Raw genomic sequence first — 26,508 nt, forward strand, 5'->3', positions numbered from 1 at the left:
ACGCGTCGAAATAATGCCATCATTGCGTTATCCCCTCGTTATCATTACCAGTATCAGAAGCAGTCCCACCCACTGGCGTCGAGTTTAGTTGAATTTGAAACTTCGCACGTAGAAAGTCCCTTGGATCAGACTCGACACGTTTTAGCCACTTATCAGCCATCTCTTGATTACCCAGTATGTCAGCGGCACTCAGTGTCTCTTTGATCATCATTTCTTGCGAAGTTTGCTCATCCGCCCCTTCTGCCGTTTGAGGGTTATCACCAAGCTCAGTCGACATCTCTTGTTCTGTCCCTGCCTGACTTTCACTCATCTGATTGATTTCTTCAACAATGCCTCCGATGACGTTCAAGTTGTGCTCTACATCAGGGCGTAACGCTTGGCTCAGTGTTGGTTTGTTCGCCAATGATTGAAGCAGGTCTCGCGCTGCCAAGTATTCACGTTGACGGGCCAGTGCGCTCGCCGCGTTGTATAAACCAAAGTCTCTGACTTCTTCCGAGGGATCATTTTGCATTTCTAAAAACGCGCTGTGGGCGAGTTCAAATTCACTGGCATAGTAATAAGCCGTCCCTTTGTGTAGAGGATCCGAGAAATGCTTTGCCGCATCCAAATATTCTTGTTTGTTAAACAACCCCTGTCCTTGTTGATCAGGTGTCAACCACAAGTCCCACCACCATTGGGCAGCTTTGTCGAACGTAGTCACTTTTTGTACAACTTGAGGTTCTTCGGCTTTTAGCGATACATTTTCAGCCATTACCTCGCTGGGCATCACCAAACTTCCAGATACCATTGCAATTAAACACCACTGAACTAACCAGCCCTTTCGGAACCAAATCAGCATAATCAGTGCAATAGGAAATAAAAGCGCATACCCCATGTCTTTCCATGGCATTGAAGACTCACCATTCAGCTGCATATTACGTTCTACATACCGACTCAACTGCTGGATGTCTGTGTTATCAACACTCACTTCAACAAGTCTTCCACTAGTTTTACTGGCAAGTGTTTGCAGCGAATCGAGATCAATCGGGTTATTACTGACAATATCCGGGTTGCCAGCTGCCAATATCAACAACTGATAGGGTTTATCGGCAAAATAATCTTCATACTTACTGATGGTGGCGGGATTGACGCCATCCGTCACTAATAGAACCGTAGAGCCGGCTAATTCTTGTAATTGCTGGTCAATCAGAGGTAATGCCTGCTCCGCGAGCTTGCCTTTAACGGGCATGATTTCAGGATCAATTGCCGCGAGGAATGGGTCAAAAACGGCGCTGTCTTGCGTGATCGGCATAGCAACGTGTGCGGTCCCCGCAAACACCACCAACCCCGTTTTACCACCTTTTCTTGCAGCGAGTAGATCACGAATTTTTTGTTTAGAACGCTCTAAGCGGCTTGGCGGCAGATCTTTTTGCAACATAGAGTCACTATTATCCAAAACCACCAGCATCGACGCTTTATCCTCACCAAATGGTGACGCTTCTCGCTGCCAACTCGGTCCTGCACAAATCAAAATGGCGATGAATACATTGACCATCAGGAGTTTTAGTGGCAATTGTTTCCGCCAGCCATGCTCGCCTATCGTCAGTACCTCACGCAAATGATCGGGCAGGATGTCTTTCCAGCTTGGTTTGCTCTCCTCGTGCCAGCGTAGCCAAACCAGAAAAAACATCGGGATCAGCGCCAATAACCACTGAGGGCGAATGAAATGAAACTGAGTAAAAAATTGCGTTAAGCTGAGAGAATCAAACATCGCGTTCTCCTACCGATAGTTTCCTTGTTGCAAAGCGCGCTTTGGCTCTTCTTCTCAGTGTCGCAACACTGAACGCGAGCAAATGCATCAATACCACCAAAGCCATCAAGTAATGGTGTAAACTTTGTTTCGGCCGATATGTCGTGCTTTCATACAACTCTGGCTCAAGCTGGCTGATTTCTTCATAGGCCTTTGACAACTCATCTCGATTGAGCGCTTCAAATGCCTCGCCTCCTGATTCTGCCGCGATTCGCGTAATCGTGTCCATATCAAGCGCCGTTTCACCAATGGTTTGGGGATCGCCCATCGCAATGACATGCACGCGAACCCCCTTCGCTTTCGCCACTTTTGCCGCGTCTATCGGTTCAACAAAACTGCCAGTGTCGTTGCCATCGGTTAATACAATCGCAACTTTTTCACGCTCTGTAGCTTGCGTTAACTCACTGCGAGTCTTATCACTCTGCTCAAACACTTTAATCGCTAACCCAATCGCATCTCCAAGGTGCGTACTCTGCCCTGCCATAGCAACGTCAGTTTGATTTAGCAGTTCTAACCACACACTTTGATCGGCGGTAAACGGTGTTTGCACAAATGCTGCGTCACCAAACAACACCAAACCAAGTCGATCACCTTTGCGTGACTGCACGAAATCTGCCAATACTTCTTTGGCGGCATCCAGACGAGATACCTTCTCGCCCGTACGGGAGGTAAAATCAGGCTCCGCCATAGAACCAGACAGATCGACCACCACCATCACATCTCTGCCAAAACTTTCGCGCACTTGAGGTTCACCCAAAACAGTGGGCTTCGCTATCGCGCAGACAACCAATACCCAAGAGAGGATCAACGTCGCGCGCTGCCACCAGCTTGGTGTTAGCTGGCTCGCCCCTTCAGATGGCGTTTCGCCGATGGCTTCGACCAATTGAGTAAAGAACGGCACTTTAATTGCCATTTGTTTGGTACGGTAAGCCGGAACCAAGTAATACACTACCAGTGGCAAAGGTAAGAGAATCAGCCATAAAGGATAGCCAAACTCAAAGCCTGACAACCCGATAGAAGAGAGAAGATCATTCATCCTGAGCTCCTTGCTTCATCTTTGTTCTTGGCGTTGAATGAGTTGCAGCGGGCATTTGCAAATGCTCTCTAACCCAATAATTAGCTTTCTCGATGAGAAGTACTCGCTGTGCGTTGGTCAGCTCAACGTTTGGGTTAATAATGCTTTTAAGCCATAACGTTGACGTTTCATCACTAAAAGCTTGTTTTTTTGGTTCCAGCTCGTCAAGTTTACGGAGAAAAGCACCATCAAACAGTCTGGCATTACAACTGTCTATATGAATCAAAACAATTTTTAGAATCGAAAATAGCGTTTTCGGCATGTCACTGTCGCTTGGATTAATCTGGCTGATCATATCCAGTGCCTCTTTGCGATAGCGGTTAACCCACCATTTTCTTAGAAAGCGGTAAGCGATGTACGCTAAAGCCAGCACAAATACGGCAGCTAGAATTTTCCAACCAATAGTTTGAGGATACCAGCTGATACTGGGTGGTACGGTTACGTCATGAAGCTCACTCAGAATGTAAGAGCCAGGAGGCTTCGGAAGCTCACTCATTTACCGCCCTCCTACCAGTTTTTGGAACTCTTTGACATGCTCACCAGTCGTATCAAGCTCAATGTAGGGCAGATGCTTAATTGCCATCAGTTGCGCTAGGGATTGACGCTGCACGTCTGTTTTCGCTTCCAGTTTTGCGCTTGCGGCTTCCACTTTCGCTTTGCTATCCAAATTGAGCTGATATTGACCATCACCGACCACCCATTTTGATTGTGCCAAATCGTCAGGCAGTGTTTGTTCGAGCGGATCACTGACCATCACGGCAAGAATGTCATTGTGCTGTTGAAGCTGTTTCAAGTGGTCGAGATGCTGCTCTTCACAGTCACTCCAATCACTAATCAAAATCAGCGTAGCTTGCTTGAGCTTCATTCGTTTTATCAACTCAATCCATCGACTAAAGGTGACTTTTTCGGAATCGATCGAATCAACACTGAGAGATTGGTTTGCCCGCGATAAGTGTTTAAGCTGCGTTAAAAGATCGTTTTGCGAACGCTGTGGCTTTGAATGAAACAAGGCTTGATGGGAAGCAATGACAAACCCTACTCGGTCACCATCTTTTAATACTCGCCAACCACACATAGCCGCAACTTCCGCAACAACCACGGACTTCATCACTTGTGTGGAAGCAAAAAACATCGCACTGCGTTGATCAACACAGACGATAACATTGCGGTCTTTTTCTTCGGTATAACTGCGCACATGAGGTTTACCCGTACGCATCGTCACCTTCCAATCGAGATTACGAATATCATCCCCTAATTGGTAATGACGTAACTCTTCAAAATTCAGTCCGCGACCGCGAAAAAGAGAATTGTGTCGTCCAGATAGCACACTACCAGCGTTCAGATGAGGGAGTAAACTAAACGACTCAGCTTGCGATTGTAAACGCACAAGCCTTGCGTAATCACAATATAAACGATGATCTATCCCTTCAGGTTTGGGAGCAAGCGTCGGCTTTGCCATAATGCCACCACTTATCCGATTTCAACGTAATCGAGCAATTCCTCAACGACTCGTTGATGATCCACGCCATCCGCTAAGGCGTCGTAGGTCAGTGAGAAACGGTGCCCTAATACTGATGGGACCATAGCACGAACGTCATCGGGGGTGACATGGTCACGTCCCTGGAGCCATGCATAGGCACGAGCACACTTATCCAGCGCAATTGAAGCGCGAGGACTTGAGCCAATTTCAATCCATTTGGATAATTGCGAGTCTGCATAGCGCTCAGGTTTACGAGTCGCCATCACCAACGCAACAATATAGTCTTCAACTAATTCAGAGACCGCGATATCTGGTAGTTGGCGGCGTGCTTCTAAAACCAAGTCGGGTTCAATATGCTGTGGCGTAACCAACTCGGAACTGGTTTCCGCGCCGAGCTCTTCACTACGAACCAAACGAATAATCTCTCGCTCTGCGACATCTTCCGGATAGTCCACCGTGACCTTCATAATAAAGCGGTCCATTTGCGCTTCTGGCAGAGGGTAAGTCCCTTCTTGCTCGATCGGGTTTTGCGTTGCGAGGACCATGAATAGATCGGGTAAGACATGCGTTTTATCGCCAACGGTAATTGTACCTTCAGCCATTGCCTCAAGTAGCGCTGCCTGTACTTTGGCAGGAGCACGGTTGACCTCATCTGCAAGGACGATGCTGTTGAAAATTGGTCCAGGCTGAAAACGCAACTGAGGCTTACCGTCTAACTCCTGATAAACCTCGGTTCCGGTCACATCCGAAGGTAAAAGATCGGGCGTAAACTGAATGCGACCGAAACTGGTGTTTAGAAGATTGGCTAGTGATTTTACCGAACGAGTCTTTGCTGTACCTGGTAAGCCTTCCAACAGAATATGTCCATTGGTCAGTAAACCTATCACTAAGGCCTGTACAACGTGGCTTTGACCAATGACGCTTTTCTCGGTCTGTTCAATCAGTTGATTTATCGCTTGCTGCGCGTTGTTCATGAGTATTCCTTACTTAGAATTCTGTTGTTGTAAAATCTGAGATAGACCCACCAGCATAGGTAATGTGTCATCAAAGAAACGGCGAATACCAGAACAAAGGTAATTCAGCCCTTCTTCACCATCTGGTGTTTTAATAAGGCGATTTTTAGGACATTCACCCCAACAGTATTTAAGGTAAGGACATTTCTTACAGTAATCCGGCAATGAGTCTCGTTTTGCCATACCGAAGCTAAACTGACGCGTCGAGAACGCCATTTCGTTCAACGAGTGTTCGTGAATATTTGAAAGTTTGTATTCTGGATAAACGTAATGGTCACAACTGTACACATCGCCGTTGTGCTCTATCGCTAACCCCTTTCCACAGAATTCAGAGGTAATACAAAGCTGTGCAGGCTTACCCATCACCTGAGCTACCGCAGTTTCAAACAGGTTCACCAACACGCGGCCTAAATCGTTGTTCACCCATTCGACAAACATTTCACTGAGGAACTTACCCCAATCATCAGGGTCCACAGACCAATCCGTCACCACTGACATTGGATGCCCAGGCTTGGCTAGCTCGCTCCCCATGACCGGGATCATTTGTTCGTTCCAAAACTGAGGCGCGGTAGTGTGAAAATCATTAGCTTCAACCACAGGCGCAAGCTGAATATAAGTCACACCCAGCTCTTGGGTAAGAAATCGATATATCTCCAACGGATACTTAACATTGTGGCGATTAACCGTCACTAGAGCATTAAATCGCACCCCATGCTGCTGAAGTTTTTCTACCGCCTTCATGACCAAATGAAAAGTCGGCTTACCGCTGCGGGTTTTGCGGTATTTATCGTGGAGCTCTTCCGGGCCATCTATTGATAAGCCTACTAAGAAGTTATTCTTCAGTAAAAACTCACACCATTCATCGTTAAGTAGAATACCGTTAGTTTGTAAGTCATTTTCAATACGAGTGCCGTTAGGTTTGTGTTTCTTTTGCAGTTCAACCACTTTACGGAAGTAGTCTAACCCGAGTAACGTCGGTTCTCCGCCTTGCCAAGAGAACACGACTTCTTCGCCATCTTGACTCTCAATATAACTCTTAACAAACGCTTCTAATGTTTCATCATCCATCTTTGGTTGTTTTGGTTGATGAAGCAGGTTTTCTTTGTGTAAGTAAAAGCAATATTGGCAGTCAATGTTGCATTTTGCGCCGCCGGGTTTAGCCATAACGTGAAAACGGCGTTCATTACCCTGTTCGGATTTGAATGCCGTTTTCATTGGAACAATTGGCATAACTGTAGAATGACGTGGTGAAGTTTTGCTCATGCAGCCTCTCTTTTGATTTTGGCTTTTTACTTTTCTTTTTTAAGTATGGCGCTCCTAAGAGCGCCATTTATATTTATTCTAGTCTTTGCGTAAGTGCAACGTTATTTAGGAACAAATGAAGCGGCTTCCATTCGAGGAGGGAAATCTTTAAACGTATCCTTCACCTCTTTCACTTTTTCAATTGCTGGCATAACTAGGAACGTACGTTCATACATCCAACGGTCGTAACCCATACCAGTGTCACCACGTTCGAATGGATCGATGCTTAGGTCATAGAATTGTGGAACACGGAGTTTAGTAAATGGTTTCTTCCAAATATCCAAACCAGTTTCGTTTTCTTGAATCAAGAAATGGAACTTGTACTTACCTTGACGTAGTGCAAGTAGATCACCATCGTCACTCCAGTAAACAAACTCGTTACGTGCAGATTTGTCTGATTTACCAGTAAGGTAAGGCAGTTGGTTGTAACCATCTAGATGAACCTTGTAGTTCATATCACCAACTTTCTTACCCTTAAGCAACTCATCAGTCACTTTATCGTTACCTGCCGCGGCAACCAATGTCGGGAAGAAGTCTTCCAGTGACATCATACCGTTAAACGTCTTACCTGCTTCGATTTGCCCTGGCCACTTAATTAACATAGGGACACGGAAAGCACCTTCCCAACCAGTATTTTTCTCTGAACGGAATGGGGTCATGCCGGCATCTGGCCACAAGTTGATCATCGGGCCGTTATCTGTGGTGTAAACGATGATAGTGTTGTCATCAACGCCTAGCTCTTTAATCTTACTAAGTAGGTGACCGATTTGATCATCATGCTGCTTCACACCATCTGCGTAGAAACCAGCGCCTGTTTTGCCCTGATATTCCTCTGGAACGTGAGTGAAGTTGTGCATACGCGTAGTGTTGAACCAAGTAAAGAATGGTTTATCCGCTTTTACTTGTTTCTCGATGAAACTTTCTGCCGCATCAAGGAATTCACCATCAACGGTTTCCATGCGTTTACGGGTCAGTGGACCTGTATCTTCAATCTTTCCGTCAGCATATGAGTGAATCACGCCACGAGGGCCAAACTTTTTCTTGAACTCAGGGTCTTGGGGGTAATCAACATTCTCAGGCTCTTCTTCCGCATTTAAGTGGTAAAGGTTGCCGAAGAACTCATCAAAACCGTGGTTTGTTGGAAGGTGCTCGTCGCGGTCACCCAAATGGTTTTTACCAAACTGACCGGTGGCATAACCAAGCTCTTTAAGCATGGTTGCTATCGTTGGGTCCTCTTTAGAAATACCTTCAGGGGCTCCAGGCAGACCTACTTTAGACAAACCTGTGCGTTTTGGCATCTGACCAGTAATAAACGCTGAACGACCTGCCGTTGAACTCTGCTGCGCGTAGAAGTTAGTAAACTTCGCGCCTTCTTGAGCAATCGTGTCAATGTTTGGCGTGTTGTATGCCATCATCCCTTGGTTGTAGGTACTAAGGTTCCAATAACCCACATCGTCACCAAAGATAACGAGGATGTTTGGCTTGTCAGCTGCGTATGCGGTTGCCGAAGCAGCCCCTAGCGCTAGAGTACATGCGTTAAGCACGAGTTTTTTACTGCTCGTTTTGGTCGCATTTTTCATATTTTCTCCAAAAGTTTGCTGATGCATTAAAATGGCATTCGCTTTTCAACACCATTGCTGATATAAGATAAAGCACTAATTTCAGACGATAAATACAGTCAAAACTAGTTAACCTATAAATTCAATTTATGAGTGGCATTATGGACTTAAACCTTATCCAAACTTTTCTGGTCGTCGCTGAGTTCCAATCCTACACAAAAGCTGCGGAACAACTTGGCCTGACGCAACCTGCAGTAAGCGCGGCGATAAAGCGTTTAGAACAAGTCGTAGATAAGCAATTATTCGTTAAAAAAGGCCGCGGAATAGCTCTTACTTCTACCGCACATCAATTGCTTCCTCAATTTCAGCAAGCGGTAAGTATCATTGATAGTGCAATATCTGATAAAAACCATTTTGAAATATGCTGCTCAGAAATTATGCTTCATAGCATGCCTCCTATTGAAAACGTGGTGTTCTATGAATCTCCACCTGAAAAATACCTTCTGTTTGAACTTATAAGGCAACAAAAAGTCGACTTAGCTATCGATACAGTCATAACAAAAGACTCCGCATTTGTTATTGAAGATGCATACTCCGAAGAAGCGGTTGTCATTTGCCGAAAAGACCATCCCAGAGTCCATGGCGCACTTTCAAAACAACAGTTCTATGAAGAAGCTCACTGTCTATTTTCTGGAAAATGGGACAACGTGACAGGGTTCGAACAACTTGCTAAAGAAAAGATACAGGAACGAAAAGTCGATTTAGTGACATCCTCGCTAGCAGGCATGGCTCTCTATGTTGCCGACCGAGATTGCTTAGGTGTTGTCTCCCAATCGTTTGCAAAGAAATGGAGTAAGGCGCTAAACCTGCAAGTGCTCCCTTGCCCTATTCCGATTCACCCCATCCCTTACAAGTTTGTCTATCACAAACGTGAGGTTGGCAACCCTACTCACCTTGCCCTGCGCCAAAAAATTAAAGAGCTGCTTGTCGCCGTACATGACGAACCGTTCATGTAATAGAAAGCATTATCCAACTAAAATAGCCGATCTTTGGGTTTTGTCAGTTGCTACAACTTTTCAAAATGCTTGTATCGGCACCTACTAAGGTACAGACCGTGCATCAATAAACGCCTGACAAACCAAACCTAATGCAACAAATTTTATAATATACAAATCAGCCATTTTCAACAAACAAATTAGGCATTTGCGATAAATGGCATATAGGGCATCTTATAGTTTGTGAAACAAGGAGCTGTTTATCTTTTGGTTAATCTTAGGATCTTTACTCTAAACACCTTGCTTTAATCTTTGGTATTTCACCTCTTATTTTGCTTTAATTAGCGTAAATGCCATTCACCTCAAGTAACTCGATGAATTTACGCCTCATTTTCTTACTATGCATTGTTAGTATTTTTGCGGGTTGTGCCACTTATGCTGGTCTTAATTACGACCTACTTTTTGGCCCGCAACTGGTGCGAGAACGTACCGCGAGTGCTACAACACAGCATGCAAACTTTTTCCAAAACGAAGTTAAGCCGATCGTGGATAATCGTTGCGTGGTTTGTCACGCATGCTACGACGCTCCGTGTCAATTGAAGCTCTCATCGGTGGAGGGAATTGATAGAGGTGCGACTAAAGCAAAGGTTTACGAAGGCACACGTCTCACCGCAGTCGCACCCACACGTCTTTTCGAAGATGCGGATACGACCCAAGAGTGGCGCGATGCTGGCTTTCACCCGGTGTTAAACGAACGAGAGCAGAGCATGGCAGCGAATTTAGATGCTGGCTTAATTGCACGGCTCCTCGTACAAAAAGAGCGCCACCCTTTACCCGATCAAGTTCAGTTGGAAGGTTTTGATTTTTCGATAGATAGAGAACAAACGTGCCCGACAATCGAAGAGTATGAGAAGTACGAAAAAGATAACCCAACTTGGGGGATGCCTTTTGGTATGCCAAACCTGGCAGACTCTGAATACCTTACCTTGATGACCTGGCTGGAAAACGGCGCAGTCATGAATAGTCACAACCCTATTACCAGTCATGAACAAGCAGAGATTACTAAATACGAAACACTACTAAATCAGGATGATTTAAAGAACCAACTCATGGCGCGCTACATCTATGAGCACCTTTTCTTATCTCATTTGTACTTCTCTGAACTAAACGATAAGACAACACCTCGCTTTTTTTCGTTAGTCCGCTCCTCGACCCCTCCGGGACAGCCTGTAGAACGTATTTCGACTCGTCGACCATATGATGACCCGAACACTGAACGTGTTTACTACCGAGTCATTCCTGAGCAAGGCACTATTGTTGACAAAACACATATGCCCTATGCGCTAAATCAGAAACGCATCGACAATTGGAAGAAGTGGTTCATTCTTCCTGAGTATGCGGTTAATGAACTGCCTAGTTATGAACCAAAAGTTGCTGCGAATCCGATGACCTCATTTACTGATCTTCCAGTGAAGTCTCGTTTTAAGTTCATGCTGGATAATGCACAAAATACAATTATGGCCTTCATCAAAGGGCCGGTTTGCCGCGGTCAGTTGGCACTCAACGTCATCAATGATCGTTTCTGGGTATTCTTCCTTGATCCCGATAAAAGCGATATTCCTGAAGTAAACGAGTTTTATCGCTCGCAAGCAGAAAACTTAAAACTACCAAGCGAGTTAGAAAGTAACACACTGCCTGTTGCTAACTGGGTGAAATACTCACGCCAGCAAGCTCGCTATCTTGAAGCTAAGTCTGAGTTTGCTAACCAATGGTTCAAACATGGCGAGCACCTGTCTTCGGACATTATCTGGGATGGCGATGGTACCAATTCAAACGCCGCTTTAACCGTTTTCCGCCATTTTGACAGTGCTTCGGTTGTACAAGGCTTAGTGGGAGATCAACCTAAAACGGTCTGGATCATGGATTATGCCCTACTTGAACGGATCCACTATCTGCTTGTAGCCGGGTTTGATGTCTACGGTAACTTCGGCCACCAACTGATTACACGTATGTTCATGGACTTTCTTCGTATGGAAGGTGAAAGTAACTTTATCTCACTGTTACCAGCAGATATGCGCCATCAGTTACAATCGAGCTGGTATCAGGACCAAAGCCCTCAGTTATCGAATTTCTTATTGAGAAATGTTAAGCCCTTCAATCAACCGACGAGCATTGTCTACCAAACGGAAGATCCTAAGTCTGAATTGCTTAATAAGCTGAAAGACGATCTGTCTCCGATTCTGCTTCCTCGATATGAGATAACGAACACGGCTCTCTCAGATGATAATGAACAGCAAATAAAACGTATCGGTCAGGTACGTGGCGAAGGGTTGAAGCCAGTACCTCAAATAACAATGTTGATGGTGCGCAGCAAGACTGGCAAAGATGAGCTTTTTACCCTGCTTCATAATAATGCGCATACGAATATCTCCAGTTTGTTCGATGAAGAAAGCAATCGCAACTTCTCAGAAGATGATATGACCATCGTACATGGTGTGGTAGGAAGTTATCCCGCTGCGTTTTTTTCGATAGAAGAAGCTCAAGTAAAAGATTTTGTCGATCAATTCAGCAATATTCAAAACGAAGAAGATTACGTTAAGTTATTGGATCGTTTTGCGATTCGTCGTAGCTCACAAAAGTTCTGGCCATTTAGCGATCGACTTCATCATTGGTATCGTACAAATCAACCGATCGAATTTGGATTACTTGACTATAATCGTTTTGAGAATCGATGATGACTTAAGGGGGTTCTCATGGGTATCCGAGATAACATTGCCGCTCTGGAACAACAGATTTACGTTGCCTGTTCAGAGGGAGACTACGATACGGTCAATATGCTTGAGCATCAACTCGAATACTTGCGAGGCAAAGTGGAACATCCTTTTGACGATGATCCTTATGCTCTAGACACTCGGTTCGAGTGGGAAGATGATATGACCGAATAGAAAAAACCTCCGGCAAGTTCCGGAGGTTTTTGTTTTTGTCATAGTCATTAATCAGCGATAAGTTCATCAAGCGCGCTTATCGATGCTGTGATTTGATCAGTAAGCACACTTTTGTTTTGCTTGTATACCTCTAGCGGATCGGCAGCGGCTTCGATGCTCTGTAGCGTACTCATGAGCGTCGTTAAGCCTAAACTGCCTGAACTTCCTTTTAGCTTATGCGCTAAGGACTTCACTTTATTCGTGTCGCTTTTCTCTGCCGCTATCTCCAATTGATTGATAACATCAAGGCTGCTGGTTCGGAATAAATCAATAATGTGCAGCATTTTTTCTCTGCCCAAAATCTTCATATCAGACAGAACAACTTGTGGCGAAATCATGCCATTAAAAGGCAGTATGTTGTTGTCTACAGGCTTAGCAACGGCGTCTATGGAAACGGATTCTATTTGCGGGATACTGAGCTCTTTTTGGCTTAACAATAATGGCTTACCGTCTAACTGCTCTTGAATCATTACTTCAAGAGATTCTTTCACTAACGGCTTTGGTAAGTAACCATCAAACCCTGCCTCTAGATAGCGCTCAACCTCCTCTTCAAACACATGAGCAGAAACCGCAATCATTGGGGTTGGTGAGTTCTCTCGTTGTTGAGGCTTATTCTGTTCAATACACTTTAATCGCTGAATTAAGTCTACGCCGTTGCTATCAGGTAAATTGATGTCGACTAACGCTATATCAAAATCCTGCTTTTCTATTATTTTTTCTGCCTCAAGTCCATTTTCAGCCATCACTACTTGGTGTCCCATGCTTTGCAGGAAACCTTTCGCAACCACTCGATTTACTTCGTTGTCTTCAACCAGTAATACTTTGGCTTTCACTTCACAAGGCGTACTTAGAACCGTACTCGTTTCCACTTCGTTACTCTCTTCTAGCGGCAACGAGAACCAAAAACGACTGCCCTGGCCTTTTTTTGAATCAAACGCCAATGTGCCTTCCATTGCCTCAATAATGCGTTTACTAATCGCGAGGCCAAGTCCCGTTCCACCGGTTTGACTTAATCCACCTTCAGCCTGAGTAAAGGCATCAAACAGCGATGTTTGCTCTTTGTCCGCTATGCCAATGCCAGTATCGGAGATCTCGAACAGGACTTGCGTTTCGTCTTCCGGATTGAGGCTCACATAGATATCAATTTCCCCTGCTTGGGTGAATTTTATCGCATTACCAACCAGGTTATTCAGTACCTGACTGATACGTGTTACGTCACCTTTCCAGTACTCACTCACATCGCTTTCAATATGATAAGAGAACAACAAGTTCTTCTCTTTAGCACGACTTTCCATTAGCTGGTAGGTGTCTTGCACCATTTGATGCAAGTCGAAGTTTAAATGACGTATTTCGAGATGGCCAGCCTCAATTTTTGAGTAATCCAGCACGTCATTAATTATGGCAAGTAACGTTTTACCACTTCGATTAATGATGTCTGCATATCGCTTTTGTTGTGGATTTAACCCTGAATCAATGAGCAAGCGCGCCGTTCCTAACACCCCATTCAAAGGTGTACGTATTTCGTGGCTCATTGTAGAAAGGAAGGCGGACTTAGCTCGGCTCGCTTGTTCTGCCTGCTTACGTGCTTTAGCGTGGTTTAATACCTCTTCATTCAAGCGGTAATTAGCTTGCTTTAGCTGAGACGTACGTTGCTCTACCAATTCTTCTAGGTGTTCTTTGTGATCTTCGAGTTCTCTCTTCGCCTTCGCCTCACCTTCTGCGACGACTTTTAAAGCCTGAGCGGTATCTCTTGCGGTAATAATAGCTCGCCCCATATGCGCGAGTTCATCTTTTCCTTTGACTTCCAAGTCCACCGCTAAGTTACCTTGCGCCACCGACAACAACGCTGACGAATACTCCCCAAGTCGCTTGAGGACTGACAAATAAACAACACGCCAAACAATTAAAATAGCCACTATGAGGCCAACCACCGAAATAATCGCCAATGACCATTGTGCAAATGTAAGTGAACTGGTCATTTCATCTATCGCGACAGAAGTGGCTGTGTTGGAGTCGTCAACCAACTTATTAACGGTACTATTCAGTTCAGCGAACAGCTCCAGTGTTCTTTGCATCAATTGTTGAGACTGCTCATTATTTTCATATTGATGCATTAAAATGCTGAACACGACCTGACGTTCACCAAGCTCCGTGAGCAGTTGTCCCATTCGCGTCGATAAAGTCGGATCTTCCACCGCCTGTACGCGTCGCTTCATAATTCGAAGGTTATTAGCGAAGTCCGCTTGTACTTGTTGGATACGATCTAAGTTAGTCAGTGTACGCGCTTCTTCAATTTGATTGAGAACCTGAAACGCAAGCAGATGAAACTCATGCAACCGTTCGGTCAGATCCAAATCGACTTCAACCAAGGCATCTAATGCTTGATAAGCTTGTTCTTTTTTATTTGCTTCCACCAGGCCATAAATGTGGGTCACATTCGCGACAGCGACAGTGCTGGTGTTTTGCACTTGGGTGCGGGTCAGTTGCTCTAATTCCTCACTAAGTAAACGCATTTCTTCAACCCGAGTTTCTACCTCTTTGGAGAGGTAGAGCTTCCTTTCAACCGATATCCCCAAATCACCCAGGTTATTAATAACCTGCTGAACATGGCTTTCTAACTTATCGAGTAACTGGGAATCAAATGCGTCTCTTCCAAGCTTTTTGATATGAGAAAGCAACACTTCTAGCTGGTCGAAGAGTGCTCGTCCAGCGGCTTGTCGCTCGAACTCATTTTTAGCGTTAGACAACATCTGAACAGAAGAAATAATACGAGAACTTAATTCAGAGACCTGTCGGGCTTCTATCATGGCAGGGATCGCAGAATCAACCACGTTCCTTTCCGTTTTCGACACCATCGAAAAGCCAGACATGCCGATCAATGCAGATAACATGACCAACATTGCCATCGCAATAAAAGAGAGCAAAAGCTTACGACCGATGCTTGCGGTTGCTAGCAGCATATTTTAATGACCTTACTATTCGTGTTTGGCGAAATATACTCAAATGAATTCAAGATGAAAGCTTCACAGTGATATCGCTAAAATAAATATCCTGAGGATATTTGGGTATAATACGTTATATTTTGAATTGTTCACTCAATCTAAGCCAACGAACTTCATCCATGGTTATCAATCAACGCTTGTTTCGCTCAATTATCAAACACTTCGTCCTAGCCGGCACTTTATTCGCATCCTTACCGTCGTTTGGTGAAGAAAAAATTTGTGCCATTTACCCACATTTAAAAGATTCGTATTGGTTATCTGTAAACTATGGAATGGTTTCCGAAGCAGAAAAACAAGGCGTTCACCTTCGTGTATTGGAAGCGGGTGGGTACCCAGTCAAAAATCGCCAAGAACAACAACTCAAGCTATGCCATCAATGGGGTGCAGACGCCATCATTTTGGGCACAGTAGACCCTCACGCATATGAACACAACTTGACCACACTTGTAGATGACATACCGGTATTTGCAACAGTCAACCAGCTGATTCTAGATAAAAAACAGAGTCCCCTGTTAAAAGGTGAAGTCGGAGTGGATTGGTATTGGATGGGTCATGAAGCAGGAAAGTATTTAGCTCAGCACCATCCCAAAGGTTCTGGCAATACCAATATCGCTTTGTTACTTGGTCCGCGTACACGTGGCGGAACAAAGCCGGTAGCGGCTGGCTTTTACGACGCAATAAAAGACAGCGACATCCACGTTGTCACTACTTTATGGGCGGACAACGACAAAGAGTTACAGCGTAACCTAGTGCAACGCGTGATTGACAAAGGCAATATTGACTACATCGTGGGAAGCGCAGTGGCAATAGAAGCAGCGATAAGTGAACTACGCAGCGCCAGTAAAGCAAGTGAGATTGGCTTAGTTTCCGTCTATTTAAGTCACGGTGTTTATCGTGGCTTACTGCGCAATAAGGTGCTCTTTGCCGCGACAGACAAAATGGTCGAGCAAGGTCGACTATCCGTTATACAGGCAACACGTTACTTGAGAGGTTTGCCGTATAAAAAGTATGCGTCACCGAACATCATACCACTGACACCTGCAACACTTGATCAAGATACAATTCAGGAATCGTTATCCCCGTCCGAATATAGGCCAACATTCAGCGTAAAGCCTATTGATTGATCGATTAAAAAAGTGTTCTATTAAAGGATATACCTCAAATAACTTTATAATCTTGAATCGGAAATAACTTGATGCAAAATACGACTCGTACCATGCCTGCACACAAGCACGTGGCTTTAGTAGCCCACGATAACTGCAAACCTGAACTGCTTCGCTGGGTACAAGAGAACAAAGAAAAACTCCAGCGCCATTTCCTGTATGCGACAGGTACAACTGGTCATATGCTAAGCAAAGAAACAGGCTTAGCGATTAAAAATATGATCAGCGGCCCTATGGGGGGTGACCAACAGATTGGCGCCTTGATTTCGGAAGGTAAAATCGACGTACTGGTATTTTTCTGGGATCCATTAAATGCCGTACCACATGATCCAGATGTAAAAGCGCTTCTGCGTATCGCCAGTGTCTGGAACATTCCTGTTGCAACCAACCGTGCAACGGCTAAATTTCTTTTTAACTCTCCTCTTATCGAACAAGAAGTCGATATCGAAGTGCCAGACTACGAAGCTTATATAAACGAACGCACATAACCTGAGCTGATCATTTTAGATAAAACAAAGGCGATACACAGTATCGCCTTTATTATTTCAAGCCATGTCTATTTTATCGAGACGTAATCACAGGATAATCCCCAGCAACCAGCTCCTGAATGAATGCCGACCCAGCACCTGTATGGGTAATCCAGACTTTCTCTTTCGCCCGGGTAATCGCGACATAGAATAATCGGCGCTCTTCGGCATGCGGAAACTTATCGTTAGATTCCGTCAGCGCACCATCAATATGCACTTGCTTTTTCTTCGCCGGGAACTGACCTTCATCTACAGAAAGGATAATCACGAAGTCCGCTTCACGCCCTTTACTCGCGTGACATGTCATAAAGCGAATATCAAGGTTTGGGAATCGTCGCAGCCAGTCATCATACAAATCAGGTTTATGATAATGGTTACGCCCAAGCAGCAGCACTGATTTGGTTTGCTTTGCCTGTTGGTTTAACTGATCGAGAATTTTCTCAACTTGGTTGCTTGGCGCTGTATGGACACTTTTCTGCTTACGTTGTTTATGGCTATTTAGGGTCTTAGGTAACTGCGCCGGATTTTGCTGCACAAACGCATTTGCCACATTACCAATCTGATTATTAAAACGATAAGTAGTATCAAGGTGATGAACGGTCGAGTAAGCAAATCTGTCTTTAAAGCCTGTAATCAGATCGACATCAGCCCCGGCAAACTGGTAAATAGATTGCCAATCATCCCCTACAGCAAACAATGTTGCACCCGCTTGTTTCTCACTTGAGCCACACAGTGCTTCTATTAACGCTAAACGATCTGGAGAGATATCTTGATACTCATCGACCATAACAAAGCGCCATGGAGAGACAAACTTGCCTTTTTTCACATAATCGGTCGCCCGACTTATCATGGTTGGGAAGTCAACCTGATTCGTCTCTTTGAGCATTTTTTGCCAGGCAGTAAAACACGGCCAACACAGTGCGAGTTCACTATTTAATCGAGTGTACTCTTGATGATCGACCAGTTTTTCTTGAACCTGCTTTTTGGTTAACCCAATCGCAGCCAGATGTGATAACTGCGAGTCTAACCACGCAATCAGTTTAGGGTTTTCAGAATGACTGCCAAGCTCGTCATCCCCTTTCAAATAAGCAATCGGCCACTTGTCCAAGTGCTTTTGCCAGCGCTTGAAGTTAGTTGGTGTCATCCAATGCTTTTTAAGCCAATCAATACACCACGCCGTACGCTGGTTGTCGTCCAATGCTAACGGGCTTATCTCCACGGGCTGTGGCTCGACCTGATTGAGTATGTATAACCCTAATTGATGGAAGGTGTTTACCCGAGTGCCCTCTGCCGCCATGCCTACTTTATCAACTAAGCGTTCTTTCATTTCTGTCGCAGCATCACGCCCAAAAGCAAGCATCAGCAGTTCTTCAGCTTGTGCCTGATGGCTTTGAAGTAAATAAGCGACACGTGCGGTAAGGACGCTAGTTTTACCAGAACCGGCACCAGCGAGCACTAGGTTGTGATCATCGTTGAGCAGTACGGCATATTGCTGCGATAAGTTCAGCGGCGAAGATTCAATACCACTGAACAGAACCTCCCAATTTGGACGCTCACTCTCCAACCATTCGCGGTTTCGCTCTTCTAACGTCTCAGAGGTATAGACAAGCCAAGGTTCAATTTCTGCCATACGGTTCGGCATTCGTAACTTTGCTTCTTCCAGACTCGTTTTAATTTCCACGAGTTCTTGGTTTAAACGCTCTACCCAAGACTGAACTTGCGAGTGAGACAGGTAAGCAGGGAGATGTTTTAACTTATAGAGTTCTTCTTCCCACACAGGAAGGTATTCGGCTAGCTTTTTACACTGATTGTTATGCCAATCCTGATACTGACGCACAGCATCAAACGCAAATTTTCTGCATTGTGGCCATGGTAAACCCTGAACCAACCAACTTCTCTGCTTGCCACCTTGCTCATGAGAAAAGAATTGTAGCGAGCTCCAAAGCAACCCGCGCTTGACACTGACTTTACCATTCCAAACCGTAAACGGAATATGCTCTTCACTGCCTATGGAACTTAATAAAACACTGTTTTCTTTTATTTCGACATGATAATACTCATTTTGAATAAAAAACTGTGCTTTGCTGGTGGCAGTAAGCTGCATGAAATGTGTGCCTTTTCAAGTGATAAGTTTTCGATTTATATCATTTTAGAACATTTAATTGTAGCAATGACACGCACTGAAATAAGCATCCAGTTTACATTCTTAAATAAATTTCACATTACTGCTGATTTTGTGAACACTACTAACACTAATCAGCCTAAAATCATCGTTCTTGCATGAAGAACTTACCAGCTCAGACAGTCAGTAAGATTGAGCTTTTATCTTGTCACGCCAATATCTAGACTCTTTCTGATTATTTCATAAGCAAGCTATCTTTTTTCTTAAATTAAATCATAAAAACGCTATAGTGGGGTTGGTATGATATCCAAACAACCTCGAGATATACGGGTATAACTGCCCGTTTTTTATCGGAAATCTAAGGCGCATCGTGCAAGCAACTTCTAAATTTCGCCTCTATTGGGCTAACAAAACCGTTAACTACAGTATTCTTATCCTGATAACCTTATTAGGTGTTGTCATACCTGCCTGGTATTTCGGTCAAAATACATTGATTACGCCACTAATATTGGGAATTATCGCCGCAGCTCTGGCGGAAAGTGATGACAGCTTTACCGGACGGATGAAAGCGCTAATCCTAACGTTTATCTGTTTTGCTGTTGCCGCATTTTCAATTGAAGTTCTGTTCAATACTCCATGGTTGTTTGCTATCGGGCTATTTATATCCACGTTCGGGTTCATCATGCTTGGTGCAATCGGCCCCAAATACGCCAGTATTGCGTTTGGGTCATTGCTTATCGCCATCTATACCATGCTTGGAGCCCATGAAAGCCCAAATCTATGGTTCCAGCCACTACTACTTTTAACCGGGGCGGCATGGTATTACTTCATGTCGATGATATGGCAGATTTTTTGGCCGTTACAGCCCGTTCAACAAAACTTGGCGAACGTATTTTTCCAAATGGCAAACTACCTGGACGCTAAAGCAAAACTGTTCCATCCAGTGATTGACCTAGCACCGCAGCCTATGCGGATTGAAGCGGCACGCCTTAACGCAGCGACAGTTACGGCGTTAAACGCTTGTAAAGCGACGCTGCTTAACCGCTCGAAACGTGGCCATATCGATGGTCCAAGTGACCGATTTTTAAATATCTACTTTATCGCCCAAGACATTCACGAACGCGTAAGTTCTAGTCATTATCGTTATCAAGATCTGGCTACTGAGTTTGAACGCTCGGATGTTTTATTTCGTTTTAAGTATCTGCTGGAATCTCAAGCGCGAGCATGCCGAGATATTGCTCAGGCTATTCGACTTGGCAACGAGTACACTCACACCAATGAATCGATTCTCGCGTTAGCTGAAGTTCAAAACTCTCTCAACTATCTCGAAGAACAAAAGCAGAGTCACTGGAAGCGATTATTAGGTCAACTTACGTATCTATTCAATAATTTAGCTACCGTCGAAAAACAGCTGAGTAATATTAATAACCCCGATGCGGATAGGCTTGAAGAAGATATGCTGGATGACACCAATCCACATACTTTAAAAGCCATGTGGCAGCGAATTTCCGCAAACCTACACCAAGATTCGATGCTATTTCGCCATGCATTACGTATGTCGATTACATTAACGCTTGGTTATGGAATTATTCAGGCGTTTGATTTTGACCGTGGATATTGGATCCTTTTAACGACGCTGTTTGTGTGTCAGCCCAACTACAGTGCAACGCGACAGAAGCTTACTGCCCGAGTGATTGGGACGTTAGCTGGTCTATTAGTTGGCGTAATGCTGCTTACCGCTTTCCCTTCTCAAGAAAGCCAATTGGTGTTCGTTGTTGTCTCCGGAGTGATGTTTTTCGCCTTCAGAATGAACAATTATGGTTTTGCGACTGGCTTTATCACTCTGCTCGTATTGTTCCTTTTCAACCAGCTAGGAGAAGGCTACGCAGTTGTACTACCTCGATTGGCCGATACAATTATTGGTTGTATGCTGGCAGTAGGGGCGGTCATGTTTATTCTTCCTGACTGGCAATCTCGACGACTTCATAAAGTCATGTCAGATGCGATTGATGCAAACAAGCAGTATCTTGGACAAATCATTGGTCAATACCGAGTCGGTAAAAAAGACAGTTTAAGTTATCGTATCGCACGTCGTCAGGCACACAATAATGACGCCACGCTTACCTCAGCTATCAGTACCATGCTTGCAGAGCCAGGGAAATACAGAACAGCAGTTGATGAGAGTTTCCGTTTTCTCACTCTCAATCACGCTATGCTGAACTATATTTCTGCACTAGGTGCGCATCGTACACGTATCGACGATAACTCAATTCATAAATTAGTGTTAGACGCACACCGTTGTATTCATCAGCATTTGGATGTACTTCATCAGCAGCTTCACCAGCACTGTGAAACATGTGATCTTTCAGAAATTGAAGACGCAGGTCTGGAACAACGTTTAAATGAATGGCGGGACGAAGATGACAGTTCTGCTCGGATGGTATTGCAACAACTCCACCTTATTTACCGCATGTTGCCGGAGCTACATTCTCTGGCAAGTAAATTCGCTGTCCGCGTGAACTGATCGTATTCGCGACTCACTGATCCGCTCATTAACTCGGGAAGCTTGTTAGCTTCCCTTTTCTCGCCTAGATACATCAATCAAAGCGAGCGTTCTTGAATTCAACATGCGCTCAATTCATGTCGGTGTACATTCCTACATATTTACGCACCTTCCTACAAGATAAGTTTTTTCATCTTACAATTTCGTCACATTTTGACTCTTCACTTGACACACCTTGACAATATTCGGACAAAAATAATGCGATTGAGTTCTAATCTAGCCTTGTGTGAATAAGTTTGTTGTATGGCCATGGCGGCCCTAAAAATAGGTATTGAAGGATAAACCTGTGTACAACGAGGAATGTGATATGAACAAACAGCAATTTAACGAGCTAAAACAAAAATTGAGTGATTTAACTGATAGCCAGCTTAAATCTCTTCAGGGTGAAATCAGCAAGACCCTGGACAAAAAACGTTCGCCACTGCTTTCTTCGGAAGAGCGTGAGATGATTTCACAACTGTTTTCTTAAACTCACCGATCACGAAGTCAATTCGCGTATTATTCTGCCGCGCTCTCCCCTCTCTGTAGCACGTACAAAGTAACGTCTTTTAATACTCAGATCAGAGTGCGAGCCTGACCCTCCGTTAACTCCCCCCTCTTCAAATAAATACTCGTTAAGCCTTACTAGTTTATTAAACTAACGAACTCAATCAGTCACCAAAAACTGTGTTGAAACTTTGTGTATTTTTTGAGGCAACCTTATAGACACGCTTACTTCAGGTGAAAACAAAACTTCCCGATGCGACCAATAGTGGCAAAAGCCCAAATATAACGCTGTAGAAACTCGTGCGCTTAGACAGTTTAATCAGCAAAGGGGATGAGTAAAACGTAACCATAAGATAAGGAATAATGTAGATCGGTTGCAGAAACAACGCGCAAAGCAGATGCGAAAAAATATGCAACTCCGCACTCCAAGAGCTTGGGTTCGTTCTACGGATCAATGCAAAAGAAAGTATAAGGCTAACAATAAGGTTTAACATAACAGTAAGAATGAAAATGATTATCATTTTCTATTTTAGTAAACCATTCAAACATCTTCAAATACGTTTTAGCTATTAATTCTATCACCATAATCAATCTAACAAATGGATGACGCTACCAATAATTTTCTTATTAAACGTTTGCGTAATCGCTAACCTTCACTTTCCCTAATTTTGAGGCTTTTATCACGTTATGTACGTTGTTATAGTACGCCCATCATAAAGACCATTCGAGGCACGGAGCTTCCTCAATAATCTCAAGAAGAGAAGAATTGGTACCGACATATTCGGCAGATTTAAAGAGGGTCAAAAAATGGAAATGAATATGGTTGAAATTCTAGGTTATGCGGCTTCTATCATGGTTGCTATCTCGCTTACTATGAAAGACATCGTTAAACTTCGTGTTCTTAACTTTATCGGTTGTGGTCTATTCACCGCTTACGGCCTTATGATTGATTCATGGCCAGTTGTGCTAACCAACGGCTTTATTGCATGTGTTAACGTGTACTTCCTCGCTAAAATGCATCAGGAAAAGAACAACTTAGAACCTGAAAAAGCACAATAGACACCAATGTCTTAAAAATACGGTATTTAAAAAGCCCGCTAACTTCGGTTAGCGGGCTTTTTTGCCTCTATCACTTCATCCATCGTCTTCTTCAAGTACAAACATTGATCTCCAGACAAAGATGGTTTCTAACATCTTTCAGCAGATACATAACCTCCATCATGTCGAACGTCAATTAATCACGAGAAATAATGAGCACAAACCGAGGCAGCGTATGAAGCTGGTTATCACCATCCGTCCAATCGAACGAACGTGTTTAAAAAGGCGTTTGGTGTGCCACTTCATGAAGTCGCGAAAGGATAAACTGCTTATCAAGCATGGGGCTCTTTCGAAAAGCTTGAGATAACTAATTATTTTACCGGAACTTTCCCAAAAAACCTCACTCTAACTCCTGGTGCATATTGAAGCTATTTGGGTATATAATCGCGTTAAGCGCTGTCTTGAATGAAGAGGTAAAATATGAATATTGGTGCTGTAGCCAAACTGACTGGTCTTTCCTCTAAGTCTATCCGTCTGTATGAAGATAAAGGAATCATTACACCACCAGCTCGCACTGACTCTGGATATAGAGAATATTCTGACAACCATGTCCAAGAGCTTAACCTAGTTTCACGCGCGAAAAATGCAGGATTCTCGCTGCAAGAGTGTAAAGAATTTGTCCAACTCGCGCACAACCCTAATCGAAAAAGCAGTGAAGTTAAAGCTCGCACCATGGATAAATTAAAAGAAGTGGAAGAGAAAATAGCGCACCTGCTAGAGATGAAGCAACAGCTAGAAAGTTGGGTATCTTCCTGCCCTGGTGATGCTAAAAGTCGTTGTCCTATCATTGACGAACTAACCAAGTAAGTTCATTTGCCCATATAAATTGAAAGGAGGACACAAGCCCTCCTTTAACAATTCAAACTAGTAGTGCACTTACGCTACGATTTTGAAATTGGGTATCTTTTCTTAAATGCCGATGCGGATGCAAACAGCCCAGTCGCGGCAAAAGTGACAAAAATCCCTAGCATGTATGATAATTCCTCATGAGCTAGAAGACCGTAACTACTAAACAAAAAGACAAAAAAGACGAGTGCTACACTAACACGATGACACCATGGCCGTTTTACAGAATACTGAGCGTATTTTTGAACTAGAGCAAACCCCATCCAACTACCTCATTAATTACAATTTTATTATTTATTGGCGGTAATCATAGATATTTTATTAACTTATGAAAATGTGTGTATTCATTTCCTGGTAAAAAGTCACATTTATTATAAAAATAGTCACTTAGCGTACAAAATTAACCCACGCAACTTAAAAATTGATATATATCAAAGATATAAAAAACCAACATAAACAGTTAGTAAAAATGGCGCTAAAAGAGCATTTTTACGCTATTGCGCTCAACTAACGCAGGCTCTAATTGGACAACTTCTGCTTCCGCTGCTTTGTCGTTTAGCCGTCTTAGCAAGGTTTCAACTGCAGCCTGCCCCAATCGATACTTAGGCTGGTGAATGGTTGTCAGTGATGGCGACATAAATTTAGCGATATGTATGTCATCGTAACCAATGAGAGAAAGATCCTCTGGCACGTTGATGCCAAGCTCGTTAGCCGCATTGATCACCCCCATCGCCATCATGTCGTTGGAGACGAAGATAGCAGTCGGTAGCTCTCCCCTTTCAGATATCTTTTTCAGTGCCTGATAGCCACCTTCACATTCAAAATCCGATTCGATGATCCAGTTTGGATTAAACGTCAAGCCGGCTTCAAGCATCGCACGTTTGTAACCTTCATATCGCATCTGAGCTTGATGCTTGATCAGAGGGCCGGTGATGCAGCCAACCTGCTTATGCCCACAATCTATCAGGTGCTTCACTGCAAGGTATCCGCCACGTAGCGAGTTATCTTGAATCTTATCGCTGGTAAAAAGCATTGGTCCCCAGTCCATCACCACGACCGGGATATCAGGGTATCGCTCGAACACATCAATACGCTCTCCTTCCAATGAATCACACATCAGAATTAAACCATCAACACGCTTTTGAAGCAGCGTACTAATAGATTGACGCATACGTTCGTTGTCTCCTTCCGTGTTACACAGAATAAGGCTATAACCTTTTTGGTAACAACTGCGCTCAACCCCCTTTACGACTTCACCGAAGAACGGGTTGGTAGAGGTTGTTACCAACATACCAATAGTTTGAGTTCGATTGACCTTGAGGCTGCGCGCTAACGCTGATGGAGCATAATAATTGAGCTCTTTTGCTGCGTTATTAACTCGCTCTGAAATCTCTTCACTAACAAAGCGAGTTTTGTTAATAACATGGCTCACCGTAGAAGTGGAAACCCCTGCCAGTTTTGCGATGTCTTTCATCGTTGCCATGTTATTAATTCCTTACTTATTGGTTTTCAGCTAAGAATGCGTCCACCTCTTCACGAGTTGGGATAGACGTCTGTGCACCAAAGCGCGTAACTGAAATTGCTGCCGCTGCGTGTGCAAACTTAATTGCTGATTCTAAAGACAAACCTTCCAATAAACCAGTGACGAATGCCCCATTAAAGGTGTCACCCGCTGCTGTGGTATCGGTGGCGTCGACACGGAAACCAGGAATAATCTCGCCACGACCATTCTGACTTAACCAAACGCCTTTCGCACCGAGGGTAATCATCACGATTTCAATGCCTTTGCTATGCAGGATGTTGGCCGCTTCCTGAGCACTATCGTTATCCGTCACTGTCACGCCTGTCAGCACTTCTGCTTCGGTTTCGTTCGGAGTGATGACATCAATGCACGCTAATAACTCGTCAGACAATTCACGCGCAGGAGCGGGGTTAAGAATTACGTTCGTTTTTGCATCTTTTGCTACACGTGCCGCTTTCTCGATCGCACATATCGGAGTCTCAAGTTGCATTAGCAAGTATTCAGCGCAGCGTATGCGCTCCAAATCAGGCTCAATAGCATCAGCAGTGAGCTTAGCGTTCGCTTCTGCCGAAATACAAATACTGTTCTCGCCACTATCTGCTACCTGAATCATCGCGATGCCTGTTGGACAGTTTGGCTGCATCTTCACCGCGGTAATGTCGATGCCATCCATCTTAAAATTCTCACGAATATTGATCCCGAATGAATCATCACCAACACAAGCAATAAAACCAATATCAGAATTCAGGCGTGCTGCGGCAACGGCTTGGTTCGCCCCTTTACCGCCAGGGATAACTTGGTAGTTGCGACCATGAAGCGTCTCGCCTGGGCGAGGAAAAGAAGGCACTTGAAGAACATGGTCAGCGTTTACACTACCTAACACTACTAACTTATTCATACGGTTATCCTCGGTTCTGAATGAACCCTTTTTGAAAAACTGTTTTCTGGAAAATACATTAGATGACTTTAACTTCTCATTTGA

Annotated in this window: 20 protein-coding genes; 9 read left to right on the top strand and 11 right to left on the bottom strand. The window is 44.1% G+C overall.

Features of this window, described 5'->3' with window-relative positions:
• Positions 1-19 precede the first annotated feature (19 nt).
• From L3V31_RS18560 to L3V31_RS18590, 7 genes are all read right to left on the bottom strand, one after another.
• Positions 20-1,750 (bottom strand): VWA domain-containing protein, encoded by a 1,731-nt coding sequence (locus L3V31_RS18560; RefSeq protein ID WP_237318201.1) that lies wholly within the window; start codon positions 1,748-1,750, stop codon positions 20-22.
• On the bottom strand, positions 1,743-2,825 hold the full coding sequence (locus tag L3V31_RS18565; RefSeq protein WP_237318202.1) for a VWA domain-containing protein: 1,083 nt from the start codon (positions 2,823-2,825) through the stop codon (positions 1,743-1,745). Before L3V31_RS18565 ends, L3V31_RS18560 begins: the two co-directional genes overlap by 8 nt.
• A complete protein-coding gene (locus L3V31_RS18570) occupies positions 2,818-3,360 on the bottom strand; it encodes a DUF4381 domain-containing protein (protein WP_237318204.1) in 543 nt (180 codons plus the stop codon). Before L3V31_RS18570 ends, L3V31_RS18565 begins: the two co-directional genes overlap by 8 nt.
• Positions 3,361-4,323, bottom strand: coding sequence for a DUF58 domain-containing protein (locus L3V31_RS18575; protein ID WP_237318206.1), 963 nt, complete (start codon positions 4,321-4,323; stop codon positions 3,361-3,363).
• Positions 4,324-4,334: 11 nt separating this feature from the next.
• On the bottom strand, positions 4,335-5,318 hold the full coding sequence (locus L3V31_RS18580; protein ID WP_237318208.1) for a MoxR family ATPase: 984 nt from the start codon (positions 5,316-5,318) through the stop codon (positions 4,335-4,337).
• A 9-nt stretch (positions 5,319-5,327) separates the two neighbouring features.
• Entirely contained in the window at positions 5,328-6,620 is a 1,293-nt protein-coding gene (locus L3V31_RS18585) for an anaerobic sulfatase maturase (RefSeq protein WP_237318210.1), read from the bottom strand.
• Between the two features lie 101 nt (positions 6,621-6,721).
• Entirely contained in the window at positions 6,722-8,239 is a 1,518-nt protein-coding gene (locus L3V31_RS18590; protein WP_237318212.1) for an arylsulfatase, read from the bottom strand.
• A gap of 140 nt (positions 8,240-8,379) precedes the next feature.
• Here L3V31_RS18590 and L3V31_RS18595 point away from each other — a divergent pair, with 140 nt between their 5' ends.
• The 3 genes from L3V31_RS18595 (at position 8,380) to L3V31_RS18605 (ending at position 12,158) form a co-directional block, all read left to right on the top strand.
• Positions 8,380-9,234 carry a LysR family transcriptional regulator gene (locus L3V31_RS18595; protein ID WP_237318214.1) on the top strand — a complete coding sequence of 285 codons (855 nt, stop codon included), beginning with the start codon at positions 8,380-8,382 and terminating at the stop codon, positions 9,232-9,234.
• Between the two features lie 353 nt (positions 9,235-9,587).
• Complete coding sequence (locus tag L3V31_RS18600) at positions 9,588-11,948, top strand: fatty acid cis/trans isomerase (protein WP_237318216.1); 2,361 nt, start codon at positions 9,588-9,590, stop codon at positions 11,946-11,948.
• Positions 11,949-11,966: 18 nt separating this feature from the next.
• Positions 11,967-12,158, top strand: coding sequence for a hypothetical protein (locus L3V31_RS18605; RefSeq protein WP_237318218.1), 192 nt, complete (start codon positions 11,967-11,969; stop codon positions 12,156-12,158).
• A 47-nt stretch (positions 12,159-12,205) separates the two neighbouring features.
• Here L3V31_RS18605 and torS read toward each other — a convergent pair whose 3' ends face one another.
• A complete protein-coding gene (torS, locus tag L3V31_RS18610) occupies positions 12,206-15,157 on the bottom strand; it encodes a TMAO reductase system sensor histidine kinase/response regulator TorS (RefSeq protein ID WP_237318220.1) in 2,952 nt (983 codons plus the stop codon).
• A 161-nt stretch (positions 15,158-15,318) separates the two neighbouring features.
• Between torS and torT the strand changes: the two genes are divergently transcribed.
• Positions 15,319-16,323 (top strand): TMAO reductase system periplasmic protein TorT, encoded by a 1,005-nt coding sequence (gene torT / locus L3V31_RS18615; RefSeq protein WP_237318222.1) that lies wholly within the window; start codon positions 15,319-15,321, stop codon positions 16,321-16,323.
• A 71-nt stretch (positions 16,324-16,394) separates the two neighbouring features.
• On the top strand, positions 16,395-16,850 hold the full coding sequence (locus L3V31_RS18620; RefSeq protein ID WP_237318224.1) for a methylglyoxal synthase: 456 nt from the start codon (positions 16,395-16,397) through the stop codon (positions 16,848-16,850).
• Between the two features lie 73 nt (positions 16,851-16,923).
• On the opposite strand, the gene helD is transcribed toward L3V31_RS18620, so the two are convergent.
• Positions 16,924-18,993, bottom strand: a complete 2,070-nt coding sequence (gene helD / locus L3V31_RS18625; protein ID WP_237318226.1) for a DNA helicase IV — start codon at positions 18,991-18,993, stop codon at positions 16,924-16,926.
• A 388-nt stretch (positions 18,994-19,381) separates the two neighbouring features.
• Between helD and yccS the strand changes: the two genes are divergently transcribed.
• From yccS to cueR, 4 genes are all read left to right on the top strand, one after another.
• Entirely contained in the window at positions 19,382-21,535 is a 2,154-nt protein-coding gene (gene yccS, locus L3V31_RS18630) for a YccS family putative transporter (protein ID WP_237318228.1), read from the top strand.
• A gap of 346 nt (positions 21,536-21,881) precedes the next feature.
• The gene (locus L3V31_RS18635; protein ID WP_014234060.1) at positions 21,882-22,043 is read left to right on the top strand and encodes a hypothetical protein; all 162 of its coding nucleotides are present in this window, start codon (positions 21,882-21,884) and stop codon (positions 22,041-22,043) included.
• A gap of 824 nt (positions 22,044-22,867) precedes the next feature.
• Positions 22,868-23,119, top strand: a complete 252-nt coding sequence (locus tag L3V31_RS18640; RefSeq protein ID WP_237318229.1) for a YgjV family protein — start codon at positions 22,868-22,870, stop codon at positions 23,117-23,119.
• A gap of 459 nt (positions 23,120-23,578) precedes the next feature.
• Positions 23,579-23,965 carry a Cu(I)-responsive transcriptional regulator gene (gene cueR, locus L3V31_RS18645; protein WP_237318231.1) on the top strand — a complete coding sequence of 129 codons (387 nt, stop codon included), beginning with the start codon at positions 23,579-23,581 and terminating at the stop codon, positions 23,963-23,965.
• Positions 23,966-24,479: 514 nt separating this feature from the next.
• On the opposite strand, the gene L3V31_RS18650 is transcribed toward cueR, so the two are convergent.
• Both L3V31_RS18650 and rbsK read right to left on the bottom strand, forming a co-directional pair.
• The gene (locus tag L3V31_RS18650; RefSeq protein ID WP_237318233.1) at positions 24,480-25,487 is read right to left on the bottom strand and encodes a substrate-binding domain-containing protein; all 1,008 of its coding nucleotides are present in this window, start codon (positions 25,485-25,487) and stop codon (positions 24,480-24,482) included.
• 16 nt (positions 25,488-25,503) lie between these two features.
• Positions 25,504-26,424: a ribokinase gene (gene rbsK / locus L3V31_RS18655; protein WP_237318235.1), complete on the bottom strand. Its 921-nt coding sequence runs from the start codon at positions 26,422-26,424 to the stop codon at positions 25,504-25,506.
• Between the last annotated feature and the right edge of the window lie 84 nt (positions 26,425-26,508).

Origin of the sequence: Vibrio sp. J1-1 (assembly GCF_021728395.1) — a bacterium.
Classification (GTDB): Bacteria; Pseudomonadota; Gammaproteobacteria; order Enterobacterales; family Vibrionaceae; genus Vibrio.